The sequence below is a fragment of the Endozoicomonas sp. ONNA1 genome (assembly GCF_024606325.1).
Classification (GTDB): Bacteria; Pseudomonadota; Gammaproteobacteria; order Pseudomonadales; family Endozoicomonadaceae; genus Endozoicomonas_A.
Genome location: NZ_JAHHPN010000687.1, coordinates 1 through 15,692 on the forward strand (window position 1 = coordinate 1; position 15,692 = coordinate 15,692).

A 15,692-nucleotide genomic window follows, 5' to 3' on the forward strand; every position below is an offset into this window, starting at 1 on the left:
TCGTAACTGAAGGCACCAGTCTGGTGGATGAATCCATGCTCACAGGCGAACCATTGGCTGTGAAAAAAACACCCGACGACGAAGTATCAGCAGGCACCTTGAATAAAAATGGCAGTTTGCTATTCAAGGCAGAAAAGGTTGGCAGCGAAACCGCTCTGGCCCATATCATTGCCCTGGTAAAAAAAGCCCAAAGTTCAAAGATGCCCATTGCCCGGATGGCTGATCAGATATCATCCATATTTGTACCTGTTGTGATGGTTATTGCTCTTCTGGCAGCTTCGGTCTGGTTCTTTTTTGGACCCGCGCCGACATTGGCTCACGCGCTGGTGGTAGCCACCACGGTTCTGATTATCGCCTGCCCCTGTGCCCTGGGTCTGGCTACTCCCATGTCGGTCATGGCCGGTGTCGGCAAGGCAGCTGAGCTTGGAATGCTGATTCGCAAAGGAGACTCTTTGCAGCAGGCCAGTCAATTGACAACCATAGTGGTGGATAAAACAGGCACCATCACCGAAGGCGTTCCCAAGGTGATCGAACAGATCTGCATTACAGCGGACACCGAAGAAGAAAAGAACAGAATTCTGCAGATAGCCGCCAGTATTGAGAGTGCATCGGAACACCCTCTGGCTGACGCTATTGTTAATTCTGCCAAACAAAAATCGTTGTCACTTTCACCCGTATCCGATTTTCATGCGGTAACCGGACAAGGGGTGACCGGGCGTGTTCAAAAAAAGTCGGTACTGCTGGGTAATGAAAATCTCATGGCTGCCAATGGCATTGATGTCATGCTTCTGACCTCAACATCAGAGTCATTGGCTAATCAGGGTAAAACCCCCATTTTTCTGGCTGTTGATAACCAACTGGCGGGACTGATAGCGGTCGCCGACCCGGTAAAAAAAGACTCCAAAGCAGCTATCGACAGACTGCATAAGCTGGGCATCAAGGTCATAATGCTGACGGGTGATAACACACTGACTGCCGCAGCCGTCGCACAACAGGTAGGCATTGATGATTTCAGGGCCGAAGCCATGCCTGAAGACAAGGAAAGGTATATCAGAGAGTTGCAGGATCAAGGACACAGGGTCGGTATGACAGGTGACGGCATAAACGACGCCCCGGCCCTTGCCCGCGCTGACGTTGGCTTTGCCATTGGCACGGGTACTGATGTTGCCATTGAATCGGCAGATATCACCCTGATTCGCTCTTCACTCCATGGACTGGCCGATGCCGTCGAGCTCTCCAGGGCAACCCTCGGAAACATTAAACAGAACCTGTTCGGCGCCTTTGTTTATAACTCTCTTGGCATCCCGATTGCTGCCGGAGTGTTTTACCCTTTCACAGGGATGTTGCTTAACCCTGTCGTTGCAGGAGCAGCCATGGCTCTGTCATCCGTCACAGTCGTCAGTAACGCCAACCGTCTGAGACGGTTCAAGCCAACTGCCAGGGAGGTCTGAACCATGAATATTTCCAAAGCAGCACAGGCCACCGGGCTGACCGCCAAAACCATTCGCTACTATGAAAGTCTGAAGCTGATCTCACCGGCCCACCGTCTCGATAACGGTTACCGTAATTATAATGAATCCCATTTACGAGAACTGTCTTTTATCAGTCACGCCAGAGAGCTGGGCTTTACTCTGAAAGAGTGCTCGGACCTTCTGGATCTGTACAACGACAACCATCGTAAAAGTGCTGATGTAAAATCACTGGCTCTGAAAAAAATGGTCGATGTTGAGGCTAAGATCAGCCAACTGCAGGTGATTCGTGACAGCCTGCAACAGCTCACCCAATGCTGTCATGGGGATGATCTGCCGGATTGCCCTATCATTGATCGATTGATCAAGGGAAAAGAAACGAATCCTGATATAGATGGTGCATAAAGCTATCGGAGTTGAAGTCATGAGAATGTCGGTGTTTTATGTTCAGTTTGCACCGATCTCACAGAAGCGCCTGGTACCCACAGGGCATAAAAGCACGACCAGGACAATGGCAGGCGGGAGTTCCCACGAAGAGAGTGGGAACGAGAGGCTACTTACTTGCTGGCAAGGTTGTTGACGATCTGGATCAGCAGCTCTTCAACTTTGTCAAAACGCCTGCTATGGTCAGCTAATTCCTCCTTCATCCATTCTTGTTCCTTCAGAACCAAGGCCACTGTGCCTTCAAAGCCAGTAAGCACTTGATTCATGCCAGCAAGTACCTGATTCATGCCGGCAAGCACCTGATCTTGCTTACTGAAGCGACTGTCCATCTCTTTCTGCATGCCATTAAAGCGGCTGTCCATCTCTTTCTGCATGCCACTAAAGCGGCCGTCCATCTCTTTCTGCATCCCCTCCTGTTTCCTCAGAAGCAGGGAGATTTTGCCTTCCATGCCAGCGAGCACCTTGTCCGATTGCTCCCGATGTTCTTCCAATACCGTGACTCTTGCCTCAAGGCTCATACTACTTGTCCTGTCTGGTTTTTTGTTTGAGAGTTGAGAATAGCAGTTGAAAGGAGAGCTGAAACTCGCTCCTAAAGAAGCTCATGAAAGAGCTTCTTTGGATCGTGCCATGATTAATGAGTGGCAAATACACTCATCTTTCCATCACTACTGAAACCGATCACCTTATAAGGATCTTTGAGGTCTCCGTACTCCATGCCTGGCGACCCCATAGGCATACCCGGAACAGTCAGACCGTTCACACCATCAGGCTTTTCAGTCAGCAAGCGCTTGATGTCCGCAGCCGGGACATGACCTTCAAAGGCATAATCACCGATAAAGGCTGTGTGGCAAGACTCCATTCCTTTCGGAATTCCGGCCTTGGCACGATAGGTGGCTGTGCCCGGCACATCATGGGACATGACCTTAAAGCCATTTTCTTCCATATGTTTTGCCCACTCTGTGCAGCAGCCACAGGCTGGGGTTTTGTAGAGCATGACTGTCGGCAATGACTCCTCCGCCTTGGCCAGTATAGACGACATTAAAACAGCAGTTCCCAGGAACAGGGCTTTCAGCTTTTTCATTGTCTCACTCCCCTACTTTCGTAGTTTTTCAAAAATTCAACTTATTAAACGACGATGTTTAATAATAGCTATTCCAAAAAAGAGACATTGGCCAGATAGATCTCAGGTTGGGAGCGGTATACCGAAGATGGGGGCGCAGAAATCCAGTCCTGCAACGGTTCAGAGTCCAGCAAGATCAACTCTGCAACAATATAGAGAAGGGTAAAAGTCGGCTTACTGTCCGGGTGAGAAAACGGGATATAGTGATCCTCAGAGTCGCAGTCTGGACAGACCTGATTCGCTTTCTGCAGATGTTCTGCCGGGGAAGGAGTACAACAGTCATGATCCGCGGACAAATCGTCAGCCATGCCGACAACATCGGCTGACATCATCATGGACATGTCTGAGTGATCTGTAACCATAGCCTGTGACGACTCCATCAGGCAAACCTGCAACAGCAAAAACATTAGCAGGGCAATCATTGTCATACCAATGTTCTGCCTGTGTTTCAGGTTCAGGTGTAGGATGGACATAAGATTCAAGAGGTTATGGTTCAGCTTTTCAACTTAAACCATCCAGTAACTGGAAGGTCAATACATGAAAAGCTGAATAAGGAACGGTGTGAAACTGGCTGTGTACTTTAATCAGGCATTGTCTTCTTCTACTGCATCGTAGAGGCGCTCCAAAATATCAGGGACGGCAGACATCACCCGGTTCCAGCTGGGAATAAAGGGTCTTTCCATCGGATTTTCCAGAAAGTGTTGCCCAGCCGCCATGATATTTCTGGCAAAGAGCTCCACTGCTCGCTCTTCTGAATCACGATCGACGTGCAGGCCATTCATCATCGCATCATCGTAATAAGACTCAATGAAATCCAGTGCTACCCGGTAATAAGTTGCTTTGATCGTGCGGAAGGTTTCAGTATTGAACTGAACCCCATTGGTCGCCAACTTTCTGAAGACGGCCTTGATGATATCGTGGCTCATTTTGGAAAGACCGGAATTACGATCTTCTTCTGAGAGAGGCTGATGTTTATGATCATACACATCAGCAATATCTACCTGACACAGTCGTTTATTGGAATAGTTTCTCTTAACTTCTGAGAGTACTCCTATTTCCAGACCCCAGTCGCTGGGAATCCGGATGTCATTGAAAACACTGGTTCGCATGGAAAATTCACCGGCCAGGGGATAACGGAAACTGTCGAGGTATTCCAGGTATTCCATAGGGCCGAGAATTTTCTTCAGGGCACGCAGGAGTGGCGTTACCAGCAAACGGCTGACCCTGCCATTGAGTTTGTTGTCAGCTACTCTTGCGTAATAGCCCTTGCAAAAATCATAGCTAAACGCAGGATTGGCTACCGGGTAGAGCAGTCTGGCCAGCAGATCTCTCTGGTAGGTCACGATGTCACAGTCGTGCAGGGCTACGGCTTCTGATTTGGCTGAAGCCAGCACATAGCCATAGCAGTACCAGACGTTTCTTCCTTTTCCAGCCTCTTTAGGGGCTAACCCTTTACTTTCAAGCAGACGGTCAATGTCACGAAGTCTGGGACCATCCTGCCATAGAATACGGTGGTGTTGATTCAGCTGGGCAAAAAAGTCTCTTGAATAGGTATATTCTTTTTCGCTGGCCCTATCCAGGCCAATGACAATCTCGGAAAGATAAGGAACCTGACTGAGTTCCTGTACAATATTTTTCAGGGCTGGCCCCTGCAACTCGGAGAACAGCGAAGGTAAGACCAGAGACATAGGGCGCTGTCGAGAAAAGGCCTGCAGCTCCTGCTCCATATCCTCAACCGAACGTACTCTTAAATTATGGAAATTGGTGATAGTGCCATTCTGGTAAAAATCGCCCATAAATCGTTTCCCTTCTTCTCGTTATCGCTTTTGCACCTTGATCATACTCTGCAGCTGAGCTCAGACTTCTTGTAAAGAGCTGTCTTGTAAAGAGCTGTCTTGTTCGGAGCAGACCGGCTGATGACCTTCTTGAACAGAGTTCAGAATCTCCAATACCGCTTCATTCCAACCTTCAGGCCCCACTGATTTTGTGTATTTAATATCAGACAGATGTTCTATAGCGGGCTGTTTACTTTTTTCAGAACGCACAAGAACAGGAATATCCACTACTTCCAGCATGGGCAGGTCGTTGAAGCTGTCGCCCAGCCCCATGGATAACCACTGCCAGTCAGGGAAACTCTTCAGGTAATGTTTGAAAAGCTTCTTCGCCGCTGAACCTTTATCTCCCTTGCCGGATACATGATAGAAGCGCCCTCCCCGGGTCAGGTGCAGACCCTCTTTGGTAAGCTGCTTTTCAAACAGCTCTAATGCCTGAGCACTGTCTTCCCAGATCAGAGGTTCACTGGCTTTTCGGTCTGCAGCCAGTTTAGCCTCCTCCAGACTGAGCCCGGAGAGATCGGCAATTTCACTATGACTGCAGTCACCAAAGCCCCTGAACCGAAAGCCATAGTGTTCGCGAAACTGTTTCAACACCCTGCGGATCGCCCTATAGGGCTGTCCATGGAAGTAATGGGTATTCTTGTCAGTATCAGACGACTGAAAGTAGTTAGCCGGGATGGTGGTAATCATTCCATTTTCGGTAATAAATGGATGATCCAGAGCCATTTCCAATTGCAGAGGCAACACCTCACTGAGGGTTTTGCTGGTATTGAAAACAACCGGAATATTTTGCTTTTTCAAACGATCCAGGGCAGGTTTGGCCGCTGCCCAGCTGTAGCTGTCATGATCGAGCAGAGTGCCATCCAGATCGGAAAATATCACCAGCTTCTTCATCGCCTTTTTGCTGTTGAACATCGGCTTAAACTCTGTCCAGGCGTTTTTGGTAGATGGCATTGGTGGCCTCGACAAAACCACTGACGCTGCCACAATCAAAGCGTTCACCCTCAAACTTACAGGCGATGACACAGCCTTGTCTGGCCTGAGTCAGAATGGCGTCAGTCAACTGCACTTCACCGTTTATTCCGGGTTCAGTATGCTCAATGATGTCGAAAATATCCGGCGTCAGGACATATCGTCCAATCACTGCCAGATTACTGGGTGCTTCTGAAGGGTCTGGTTTTTCCACCATATCGGTTACACGGATCAGGTTATCACTCAGGGCTTCACCGGCAATCACTCCATACTTATCGACTTCGGATTCGGGCACTTCCTGAACAGCCACAATGGTGCAACGAAATTGTTTGTAGAGATTGACCAGCTGCGACATCACTAATGGACCACCGTCGTTAACACAAAGGTCGTCGGCCAGCACTACACCAAAAGGCTGGTCACCCATCAGGGTTCTTCCGCAGAGAATGGCATGTCCAAGACCCTGCATCTGATTCTGACGAGTATAGGAAAAAGTACAGGCCGCCATCACTTCGCGAATCGTCGAAAGTTTTTCTTCTTTGCCGCTGCCGGCTATTTCGGCTTCCAGCTCATAGTTGATATCAAAATGATCAGGAATCGCTCGCTTGTTTCTGCCATTCACAAACCCCAGGTCAGTCAGACCTGCCAGCATGGCTTCTTCCACGCCATATTGAATCAGGGGTTTATCAACAATAGGCAGCATCTCTTTGGGCATAGACTTGGTGGCAGGTAGAAAGCGGGTTCCATACCCTGCTACAGGAAACAGACACTTTTTAATCATATTATTGCTCGTCTTGTTGAGAAGTTTTCCATCTCGTCAGACTTGAAGCAGAAGTCGTGCCAACTCAGAAAACCACCCGCCGACCTCCCATAGTGGCATGACTCCTGCTGCAAAGAAGGCATAGCACTAAAAAACATTGCCAAAGGGGAAGATGTATCGTGCAAAGTTATCCTAAAGCCTTCGATGCTTTTCATCAGGCCATGACTCAGCTTTTGATTCTCCCTTACGGACAGGAAGCGGGCGAGATAGCCGCCAGAATTGTCCGTCGGGTTCAGCATCATCTCCATGAAAATCCTCCCCAAACAGTCTCAGGCTGGTCAGAACAGGATATCTTTCTGATCACCTATGGCGACACCCTCTATGACAACACTGGCCAGCCTCCTCTTCAGGTCTTGAAGCGATTTCTTGATGGCCATCTGAACGGGGTTATTAATACCCTTCATATTCTTCCCTACTTTCCCTTTAGCTCGGATGATGGTTTTTCTGTGATTGATTACCTGTCGGTCAACGAACAGCTGGGCAGCTGGCAGGATATTGAAGCCATCGCCGCTGACTATCAGCTGATGTCGGACCTGGTCATTAACCATGTATCCCGGGAAAGTCTCTGGTTTGCCGACTTTGTCAGTGGCCATCAGCCCGGCCGGGATTACTTTATTGAAGAAGATCCGGATACAGACCTCAGTGCAGTGACCCGCCCAAGGAACTCCCCCCTGCTGGTGCCTATTCATACAAGACGAGGGCTGAAGCACGTCTGGGCCACTTTCAGTGAAGATCAGATGGATCTGAATTTTAAAAATCCCGATGTGCTGATCCAGATGGTGGATATCCTGCTCTTTTATCTGGCCCGCGGCTCCAGAGTCATAAGGCTGGATGCCGTCGCTTTTCTGTGGAAGAAACCGGGCACTCATTGCATAAGCCTGCCCGAGACCCATGCTATCGTGAAACTGTTCCGACTGATCATGGAGAAAGCCTGCCCCGGCAGCACACTTCTGACCGAAACCAATGTCCCTCATGAAGAGAACATCAGTTATTTCGGGGAACAGGACGAGGCTCACATGGTGTATCAATTTGCTCTGCCGCCCCTGATACTGCACGCACTCAATCGGGGCACTGAGAAATACCTTGTGCAATGGGCCAGTGACCTGCCTGATTATCCAGAGAGTTGCACCGTCCTGAACTTTACTGCATCCCATGATGGCATAGGCCTGCGTCCGCTGAAGGGGTTGATCCCGGAGAATGAAGTTTCAGAGCTGATCGACAGCATGCACCGTTTTGGGGGGTTCGTCAGTATGCGCACCCTTTCAGACAATACGGAATCACCTTATGAGATCAATATTGCCCTGTTTGATGCCATGAAAGGGACCAGACGAGGCGAGGATCAGTGGCAGGTACAGCGATTTATTTGCTCTCAGCTCATCATGCTGGGGATGCGCGGAATACCTGCTATGTATATACACAGTCTGTTTGCCACGCCTAATGATCTGGCAGGCGTAGAGAGCAGCGGCAGAACCCGCTCTATCAATCGTCGCAGGTGGTTACTGGAAGAATTATTGCCAGACTTGGAAAGCCCTGTTTCAATACCGTCGCTGGTGTTCCAATCGCTGCTGAGTCATCTCAGAGTTCGTAAACAGGAACCCTGCTTTCATCCCAATGCCTCACAAACCATTCTGAATATGGAACCGGGCATTTTTGCATTCATGCGTACATCGCCCTGTGGCCGCCGGAAACTGGTGGCTATACACAACCTGACATCGGCTCATCAAACATTGAACCAGCCAGACTATGTCGGCTGGTTCGATTTACTGGGCGGTGCCGTGGTACAGGACCTTCAACTCAAGCCTTATCAGGTATTGTGGCTGGGAGGCTGAAAATGGCTATCTGAAAGAGCAATGATTTCACCTGTGCCGATGATTTGGATTGTGAAGTTTTCATGGGTACTGGTTATACAGCGGACGAGCCCCCTGACGAGAGCTGATAGCAATCATTGGACATTAGAACCCATAAGAAAAGGACGCTAATGGAATAATATTCACTAGCCAATCCAGTAGCACATGCTCACGGAACAAGTATGAATCAAACCCCCAGAAAACATCACCCGCGCTCGTTGTAAATTTAATTCCGTGAATAAAAATTCCGGAGCACTGATCCAGCCAATCAAATCTGTTACAAAAACTTATTTGCTGCTGACTCTGTATCGGATAATTGCCCCAGACCAGATAGGGTGGGCGAAAATATGTTGATGGTGCAAGAACTCCAAACACTGGTGGAATAAGAGTTACAAACATATCATGACCTTTGCCAGACGTGCACGATGCGTAACTAAACAGGCAGGCGATTCCAATTAGTCACCCAACAGGCTCCTGTTTCACAGTTTGTTGCTCGGGGAACAAGCGAGGGCGCCTAGCCGGGGGCGCCCAGCCCTAAACTCCCCAAGTCTCACAGACTCCGCAGACCTAACATCACGTAAGCTCCAAGGTAAGTCTAAAAGAGACAGAGGAAAGGTAGTTCACGGGTTGGCTCTCCGCAAGCCTCGCTGACATCCCCCACCTGTTTTGGTGGGTCTTACGCGAATTGAGGATCAATGTAGGTGTCGAGTAATACCATTCAAAATTTCACCAGTTCCGCACACGTCTTATACCGGCTACGCTTTTTTTTGTTTAGCCCTGGCCTCAATAATGGCTGCAAATAGCATTCAAATGCCCATCGCCACCCCCTCACGACGGGGGTCAGCACCGCCCTCAAGGCCTTTTTCCGTGATCACAATGCCATGCAGGCCACTGTTGAGTTCCCGCACCTTGATGGAATAGCCGAGCTTTTCCAATGCAGGCTTCAGACGCTCTGCTTCGGTATCCTGCTCAAGCTCATAAACGCCAGACGGATTCAGCTTATGAGGCAGAGCAATGGCTTTCTGGATATCCATTCCCCAGTCAATATGGGCTATCAGGGTTTTGGCAACATAACTAATGATACGACTGCCGCCGGGTGAGCCAATCACCATGTAAGGCTGACCCTTTTTATTCATAACAATCGTGGGAGCCATAGAAGACCTTGGTCTTTTACCAGGTTCAACACGATTGGCAATGGGCGTACCATCCTCATGACTGGCAAAAGAAAAGTCAGTCATTTCATTATTCAGCAGGAATCCGCCCACCATCAAACGGGAACCGAAACCGTTTTCAATCGTCGTCGTCATGGACAGCGCATTACCCTCGGCATCGACAATGGAAATATGGCTGGTAGAAGGCAGTTCAATGGACTGATCATCCGCCCGAAGTGAAGCATGCTGCCAGATGGGTTTACCCGCTTTAACGGTCTTCAGGGCTTGATCTGACTGAAGCTGTTTGGCTCGGCCTGCCAGATATTGACTATCCAGAAGTCCCCGGACAGGCACGGGAACATAGTCACTGTCAGCCAGATAACGGGCCCTGTCGGCAAAAGCCAGTCTTGAAGCACCGGCAAACAGACGCCAGGACTCCGGATTATCCGACCCGAGGCTGGCCAGATCATAAGACTGCAGAATGCCCAGAATTTGTCCCACTGTGGTTGCGCCTGAGCTGGGAGGACCCATCCCACAGACAGAGTACTGACGATAGGCCGAGCACACCGGCGTTCGCTCTTTTACCTGATAGTTTTTCAGATCTTTTTTTGACAGCACTCCGGGGTTACCCCTGGCCTCTCTGACTGTTCTGACAACTCTTTCCGCCAACTCCCCCTCATAGAAGGCTTTTGAGCCCTTGCTGGCAATAAGCCTGAGTGTCCTGGCAAACTCGGGATTTTTTAGAACAGTACCCGCCTGAAGTGGCTGTCCTTTTTTATCAAAAAAGTATTGGCGAGTACCCGGATAACGGCTGAGTCTTTTTTGATCTTTGGCTATCAGGCTGGCCAGTCTGGGAGAAACGATAAAGCCTTTCTCAGCCAGTTTAATGGCCGGTTGGAAAAGCTCAGACCATGGACGTTTGCCATATCGCTGGTGCATCTCTTCCAGAAGCTTGACAGTACCTGGCGTACCTACCGAGCGCCCCCCCACCACGGCATCATAAAATTGCAACGGCTTGCCATTGTTGTCCAGAAATAAGGTCGGTGTCGCCTTCGCAGGGGCTGTTTCCCGGCCATCCAGAGTGATCAGACGGTTCTTTTGGGCATCGAAGTAGAGGGTAAAGGCGCCTCCGCCAATACCGGACGACTGCGGCTCAACCAGATTCAGCACCAGTTGAACAGCAATCGCCGCATCTGCTGCCGAACCGCCTCTTTTGAGGACTTCGTCACCTGCCTGTGCAGCCAGCGGATTGGCCGCCACCACCATATGTTTGCTGGCTTTTACCAGATTCTTTTGTTGAAATCCTGTTGCAGCCTCCGGAGCAAGATCATCACTCATATTCACGACCATTGCCTGCAGGCTAAAGCAAGCAACTAAAAGACTGGCGGTGATAACGCACCGTCTGAAAACTCCCCCAGACATAGCAAGACTTCCTTTAAATTAATTTTTATCAGGTCGGCCAATGGTTTCAGTGTTAGCTCAAATGTGCAATGGCTTTTGGAGTTGAAGGGTATAAAAAGGTGCTTACCTGACTTCACACTTAAAGAAAATAAAGTGAGGCGTTGTGGATAACCTTTTATAACTTTCAGCACAGAGAGACTTCATGCGCTCTGTCGGTTTTCCTTCTGACAGCTGAGTAACACAGAGACCCACTGAAGCCAGGCTCTCAAACCACTCTGTCAATGAGCGACGGTAGAAGCTTACTTCGACAAGATGACCCACCGTATCCCACTCTTCCGTGACCAGCTCTTTTTGAAAGTAGTTGCCTGAAGGTGACACTTCTAAATCCACTACCGGGTGATGGGTAGAAAAAATAAATACGCCTCCCTGTTTCAGCAGGCGCTTAACGTCACCGAACAACAAGCTGACGTCTTCAATGTAATGCACAGTCAGAGGACAAATAATGATGTCATAGCTGGCATCTTTTTCTTCCGGCAGCCCCCGGGAGAGATCCTGCGGATAAGCTTGAACCTTATCACCCAACTTCTCTATGACGATCTTAATCATTTCCTGCGAGACATCAACTGCCGTCACCGATGCACCCTGATTGAGCAAATACTCTGCGTAGACACCCGGCCCACACCCCAGATCAAGAACATTTTTCCCGGCGAGTTCAGGCAACATAGCAATTAAAGACGGACGCTCCAGATTGCCATTGTAAATATTATCGACAATGGCTTTCTCGTAGTCCCTGGCGAACTGCTCGTACATTTTGCTCATCCTTACACCCTCTCAAATGTTTGTTTTCAGTGGTCAAAAGGGTATCAGGAAAAGCCATGCCAACTATCCGAAAAAACACCCATAAATGCTATTCGAACAGGCCATCCATCCAAAGCAGACGCTTAACACCCGCAGCTACTGCCAGAATTCCTACAAGTCACGGCTTTTGTCTTGCAGCAGTCCCCTTCTATGCAGCACTCTTCGAGATTAGAGGCGTTGCAATCCCCTCCCTGTTCACAGCGGCCCAGAAAGGTCTCCCCAGACAGATAAAAGCCTGTGAACTTTTCATCAAAGTCTTCGGCGACACTCTTTTCGGCCAGTCCGGTAGCCAGCAGACTTTTTTGCCATGCTTTAGTTTTGGGATAAAAAGTCAGGAAGTCATAGCCCGTGTTTTCTTGAATGAGATGAGCTCGATGCAACACGGGCAGCCACGCCAGATCGACCATGCTCAGTGAATCACTTTTGAAGAATAGGTGCTCACCCAAAACCTTCTCCACTTTGGCAAAGGCACTGGCGAGCTTCCCGGCGCGCTTGATCAGAGTCGGAGCATCCTGACTACTCTGGGCAGCGCACTGGACCAGATACTGCTTACTGCCGAGGTAGCTCCAGGCGCGATTCAGTGCTTTCTGCTCTGCACTCAAGCCAGGCTGCAATGCGGGATAAGCTTCTTCCAGATATTCAGCGATGGCATCGGATTCAAACAGGGCCACGCCATTCTCAGTGACCAGTACGGGTACCTGACCGTTTGGAGAAATATCCACAAACCACTGGGGCTTTTCGCTCAGGCTGATGTACTCGATGTCATAGGGAATGTTCTTCGCTTCCAGTATTCCGGTAATGCGTTGCACGAATGGGCAGATTTTAAAGCTGATGACTTTCAACATGTTTTATACCTCGATCCAGCGATAGCCAGTCAGACCGGCCTGTTAGTTCGTCGTCGTTTATAAAGACGTGAGGTATGAAAAAAGGACGCAAAAAAATTAATTTTTTCTCTTAAACATGTTTTCTTCACTGTTGGTTGCTCTCAGCAATCTTCACAGCCGGTTTTTTAGGCTGGTAGTCGGTCACACCGCCCCGGCCGATTTCAATATCGCAGCAGGCAGTGAAACGTTCTCTCAGCTGAACCCGGCCACGTTGGATTCGGCTCTTGGCACCGGACACTGACAAGCCCAGGGCTACTGCCACCTGTTTTTGGCTCATGCCTTCCAGCTCTGACATCCGCAGGGGAATCCGGTACTTCTCGGGCAGCTCATCCATAATAGGCACCAGACAGCGGGCCAGTTCCTGATGACTCTTTTCTGCATCATCTTCTTCCGCGGCGGCAAGGTCGTCTGGCAACTCATCCCAGGGCTTTTGCTGGCGGTAGTAATCCATGACGGCATTATGGGCAATCCGATATAACCAGCCAGCCACTCTGTCTTCTGATTTCAGTGTCTGAATCTGGCTATGCGCTTTCAGATAGACGTTCTGCAGAATGTCATCCACTGCCGATGGTTCGCTCACTTCACGGGCTATATAGTGTTGCAGCTGAGCTTTATGCTCCTGCCAGTGACTTTGCATAACAGTCAGCTCCTGTTCAAAAGGTTGGTTTTTTATTCGATAACGCTTTGCGTGTCCGGAAAGCTGATAAAAACAAACATTTGCAGGAGCTATCAATAATCTTGGTTCCACTGACCTCAATATTTTGAACTTCCGCTTTAAAGCCGAGTCTAACAGAACGGATCAATTTTGAATGTCCTTCCCAAGCAAGGATAAATACTGAATTTGGAGCCATGGAGGAATCGGGCATGGACCCTGTGAAAAGCAGTTCGAGCATAGACGTAGCACTCTTGCCAATACCTGTGCAAGCTCAACTGGAGGAAGCACCAACGGGTGTCAGTGCAGGTAGGGACGTTACTCCTTATTACAACAATAACGCTCCATTCTTCTACTTGCCCGAATTAATACATTTACAGATTATTCGCTGTTTGAGTTTTCGAGAGATTACCCGTTTAGCAAAGGTATGCAGCTATTTTCGCGATCTTGTTAAACAAGATAAAGCTCTGGAAAGAGCATGGATTCGCCGGTTTCCTTCGCCACAGCAATATCAACTAAAGACCATCCTTAAGACAAAAGATGAGCACCAACTCCGCGATTGGCTGAAGCCGTTTGCAAATGAGGACACCATCGTGTCGCTCATAAAACAACAAAAGAATATTCATTTTCCTGCTCAGTTATTTTTCACCAACGGTAAACTGATGTCTCTGTGTAAAAAATTTGAGTTAGTGGAAAAACTCGAAATTACCCATGGTGATAAAGTCTTAAATGCCACTTTCAGCAACGATGGCCAACATCTGGCAACCGCCAGTCACGATGGAACAGCGAAAATCTATGGTCGGAAGACCGATGGATCATGGCAAGAAAAAGCCGTCATTACCCATAATCATTGGGTCCATTCAGCCATCTTCAGCCCCGATGGCCGCTATCTGGTCACCGCCAGTCAGGATCACACAGCGAAAATCTATGGTCTGGAAGACGATGGCACATGGGAACAACAAGCCTGCATTTCCCATGATGGTGCGGTCAATTCAGCCACCTTCAGTGCTGATGGCCTTTATGTGGTGACCACCGATTACAATTATTCTGTGAAAATCACTCGTCGCGGGGACAATGGGTCATGGCAACAACCAGTGGACGTTATTCGTAAAGCCGGGTTCGTTTCTGCCAAGTTCAGCTGCGATGGCCTTCACCTGTTGCTCTGCGGTGGACGCTGCTCCGCAAAAATCTATGGCCAGGCGGCCGATGGATCATGGGTGCAAAAAGACACCATTCCACACAACCGTTGGGTGCTCTCTGCCAACTTTAGTGCCGATAGCCTCCATCTGGTAACGGCTAGTGGGGATCGCACGGCGAAAATCTGTGACCTTGAAGCCGATGGATCATGGGAAGAAATATTCGAGATTGATCATTATGATGAAGTCACCTCAGCTGATTTCAGTACCGATGGCCGCCATGTGGTGACCACAAGTTTTGATTTTACGGCGCAAATCTGTAGCCAGGCCGGTGCATCGTGGCAAGAAATAGCCCGCATTGACCACAAGGGGGTGGTCACCACAGCTAACTTCAGCGCCGATTGCCTCCATGTGGTAACCGCCAGTGAAGATAACACGGCGAAAATTTATGGTCTGCAGGCCGATGGATCATGGCTCGAAAAAGCCACCATCGAACACAAGAAAACGGTCAGGTCAGCCAGCTTCAGCCCTGATAGTCGAAATGTCTTGACCGCCAGTGATGATAAAACAGTGAGAATCACTGAATTAAGGAGTGGGCGGCTGATGATCGAATGAGCGTAAAGCCCGCTAACGACAGGTGACCATTAGCAGTGTTTTTTGCAGAAATGACCTTGGACAGCGGTTAGTGGTTTTTTGTAGGAACTGTTTCTCAAACGACTCTTCTTTTCCAGAGTTCCACTGACCTCAATGTTTTGAACTTCTCTGATAAAACCGACTCTAATAGAACTCATCAATTTTGAATGTCCTTTCCAAGCAAGGATACACATTGACTTTGCAGCCATAAAGGAATCAGGCATGGGACCAATGAACAACAATTCCAGCATTGACAATTTACTCCCGCCAACACCTGAACCACTTCAAATGGAGGAAGCACTAACGGGTGTTATTGCAGGCAGAGAAGTGAGTGTCTATAACAACAATCAATGTTTATTACTCGATTTGCCCGTTGAACTAGAATCTGTGCTTATTCGCTATTTGGGTTTTCGAGAGATTACCCGTTTAGCCAAGGTGTGCAGATATCTTCGCGATTTTATTAAAGAAGATAA

General features: G+C 48.9%; 15 protein-coding genes. 5 read left to right on the forward strand and 10 right to left on the reverse strand.

What is annotated here, in order from left to right:
* Together KDK19_RS16100 and cueR are read left to right on the forward strand one after the other, a co-directional pair.
* A partial coding sequence (locus KDK19_RS16100; protein ID WP_257292358.1) for a copper-translocating P-type ATPase occupies positions 1-1,451 on the forward strand: 1,451 nt, incomplete at its 5' end.
* Between the two features lie 3 nt (positions 1,452-1,454).
* Complete coding sequence (cueR, locus tag KDK19_RS16105; RefSeq protein ID WP_257252478.1) at positions 1,455-1,874, forward strand: Cu(I)-responsive transcriptional regulator; 420 nt, start codon at positions 1,455-1,457, stop codon at positions 1,872-1,874.
* A gap of 152 nt (positions 1,875-2,026) precedes the next feature.
* On the opposite strand, the gene KDK19_RS16110 is transcribed toward cueR, so the two are convergent.
* The 6 genes from KDK19_RS16110 to galU form a co-directional block, all read right to left on the reverse strand.
* The gene (locus tag KDK19_RS16110) at positions 2,027-2,431 is read right to left on the reverse strand and encodes a hypothetical protein (protein ID WP_257252476.1); all 405 of its coding nucleotides are present in this window, start codon (positions 2,429-2,431) and stop codon (positions 2,027-2,029) included.
* A 113-nt stretch (positions 2,432-2,544) separates the two neighbouring features.
* Entirely contained in the window at positions 2,545-2,994 is a 450-nt protein-coding gene (locus KDK19_RS16115) for a DUF411 domain-containing protein (RefSeq protein ID WP_257280932.1), read from the reverse strand.
* 68 nt (positions 2,995-3,062) lie between these two features.
* Positions 3,063-3,506, reverse strand: a complete 444-nt coding sequence (locus KDK19_RS16120; RefSeq protein WP_257252473.1) for a hypothetical protein — start codon at positions 3,504-3,506, stop codon at positions 3,063-3,065.
* A gap of 111 nt (positions 3,507-3,617) precedes the next feature.
* Complete coding sequence (locus KDK19_RS16125) at positions 3,618-4,829, reverse strand: glycosyl transferase (protein ID WP_257252472.1); 1,212 nt, start codon at positions 4,827-4,829, stop codon at positions 3,618-3,620.
* Between the two features lie 60 nt (positions 4,830-4,889).
* Positions 4,890-5,783, reverse strand: a complete 894-nt coding sequence (locus KDK19_RS16130; RefSeq protein WP_257292359.1) for a mannosyl-3-phosphoglycerate phosphatase — start codon at positions 5,781-5,783, stop codon at positions 4,890-4,892.
* 4 nt (positions 5,784-5,787) lie between these two features.
* Positions 5,788-6,618, reverse strand: coding sequence for a UTP--glucose-1-phosphate uridylyltransferase GalU (galU, locus tag KDK19_RS16135; protein ID WP_257252468.1), 831 nt, complete (start codon positions 6,616-6,618; stop codon positions 5,788-5,790).
* Positions 6,619-6,776: 158 nt separating this feature from the next.
* Between galU and KDK19_RS16140 the strand changes: the two genes are divergently transcribed.
* On the forward strand, positions 6,777-8,486 hold the full coding sequence (locus KDK19_RS16140; RefSeq protein WP_257280930.1) for a sugar phosphorylase: 1,710 nt from the start codon (positions 6,777-6,779) through the stop codon (positions 8,484-8,486).
* 824 nt (positions 8,487-9,310) lie between these two features.
* On the opposite strand, the gene ggt is transcribed toward KDK19_RS16140, so the two are convergent.
* The 4 genes from ggt to sigZ all read right to left on the reverse strand — a co-directional run bounded on the left by ggt (position 9,311) and on the right by sigZ (position 13,435).
* Positions 9,311-11,077, reverse strand: coding sequence for a gamma-glutamyltransferase (gene ggt / locus KDK19_RS16145; protein ID WP_257292360.1), 1,767 nt, complete (start codon positions 11,075-11,077; stop codon positions 9,311-9,313).
* Positions 11,078-11,179: 102 nt separating this feature from the next.
* Positions 11,180-11,875, reverse strand: coding sequence for a class I SAM-dependent methyltransferase (locus KDK19_RS16150; protein ID WP_257292361.1), 696 nt, complete (start codon positions 11,873-11,875; stop codon positions 11,180-11,182).
* Between the two features lie 122 nt (positions 11,876-11,997).
* Positions 11,998-12,759, reverse strand: a complete 762-nt coding sequence (locus tag KDK19_RS16155; protein WP_257292362.1) for a glutathione S-transferase family protein — start codon at positions 12,757-12,759, stop codon at positions 11,998-12,000.
* A gap of 124 nt (positions 12,760-12,883) precedes the next feature.
* Entirely contained in the window at positions 12,884-13,435 is a 552-nt protein-coding gene (gene sigZ, locus KDK19_RS16160; RefSeq protein WP_257292363.1) for an RNA polymerase sigma factor SigZ, read from the reverse strand.
* Between the two features lie 227 nt (positions 13,436-13,662).
* Between sigZ and KDK19_RS16165 the strand changes: the two genes are divergently transcribed.
* Both KDK19_RS16165 and KDK19_RS16170 read left to right on the forward strand, forming a co-directional pair.
* A complete protein-coding gene (locus KDK19_RS16165) occupies positions 13,663-15,201 on the forward strand; it encodes an F-box/WD40 repeat-containing protein (RefSeq protein ID WP_257280924.1) in 1,539 nt (512 codons plus the stop codon).
* Positions 15,202-15,441: 240 nt separating this feature from the next.
* On the forward strand, positions 15,442-15,692 hold a 251-nt coding region (locus KDK19_RS16170), incomplete at its 3' end, for an F-box protein (RefSeq protein ID WP_257292364.1).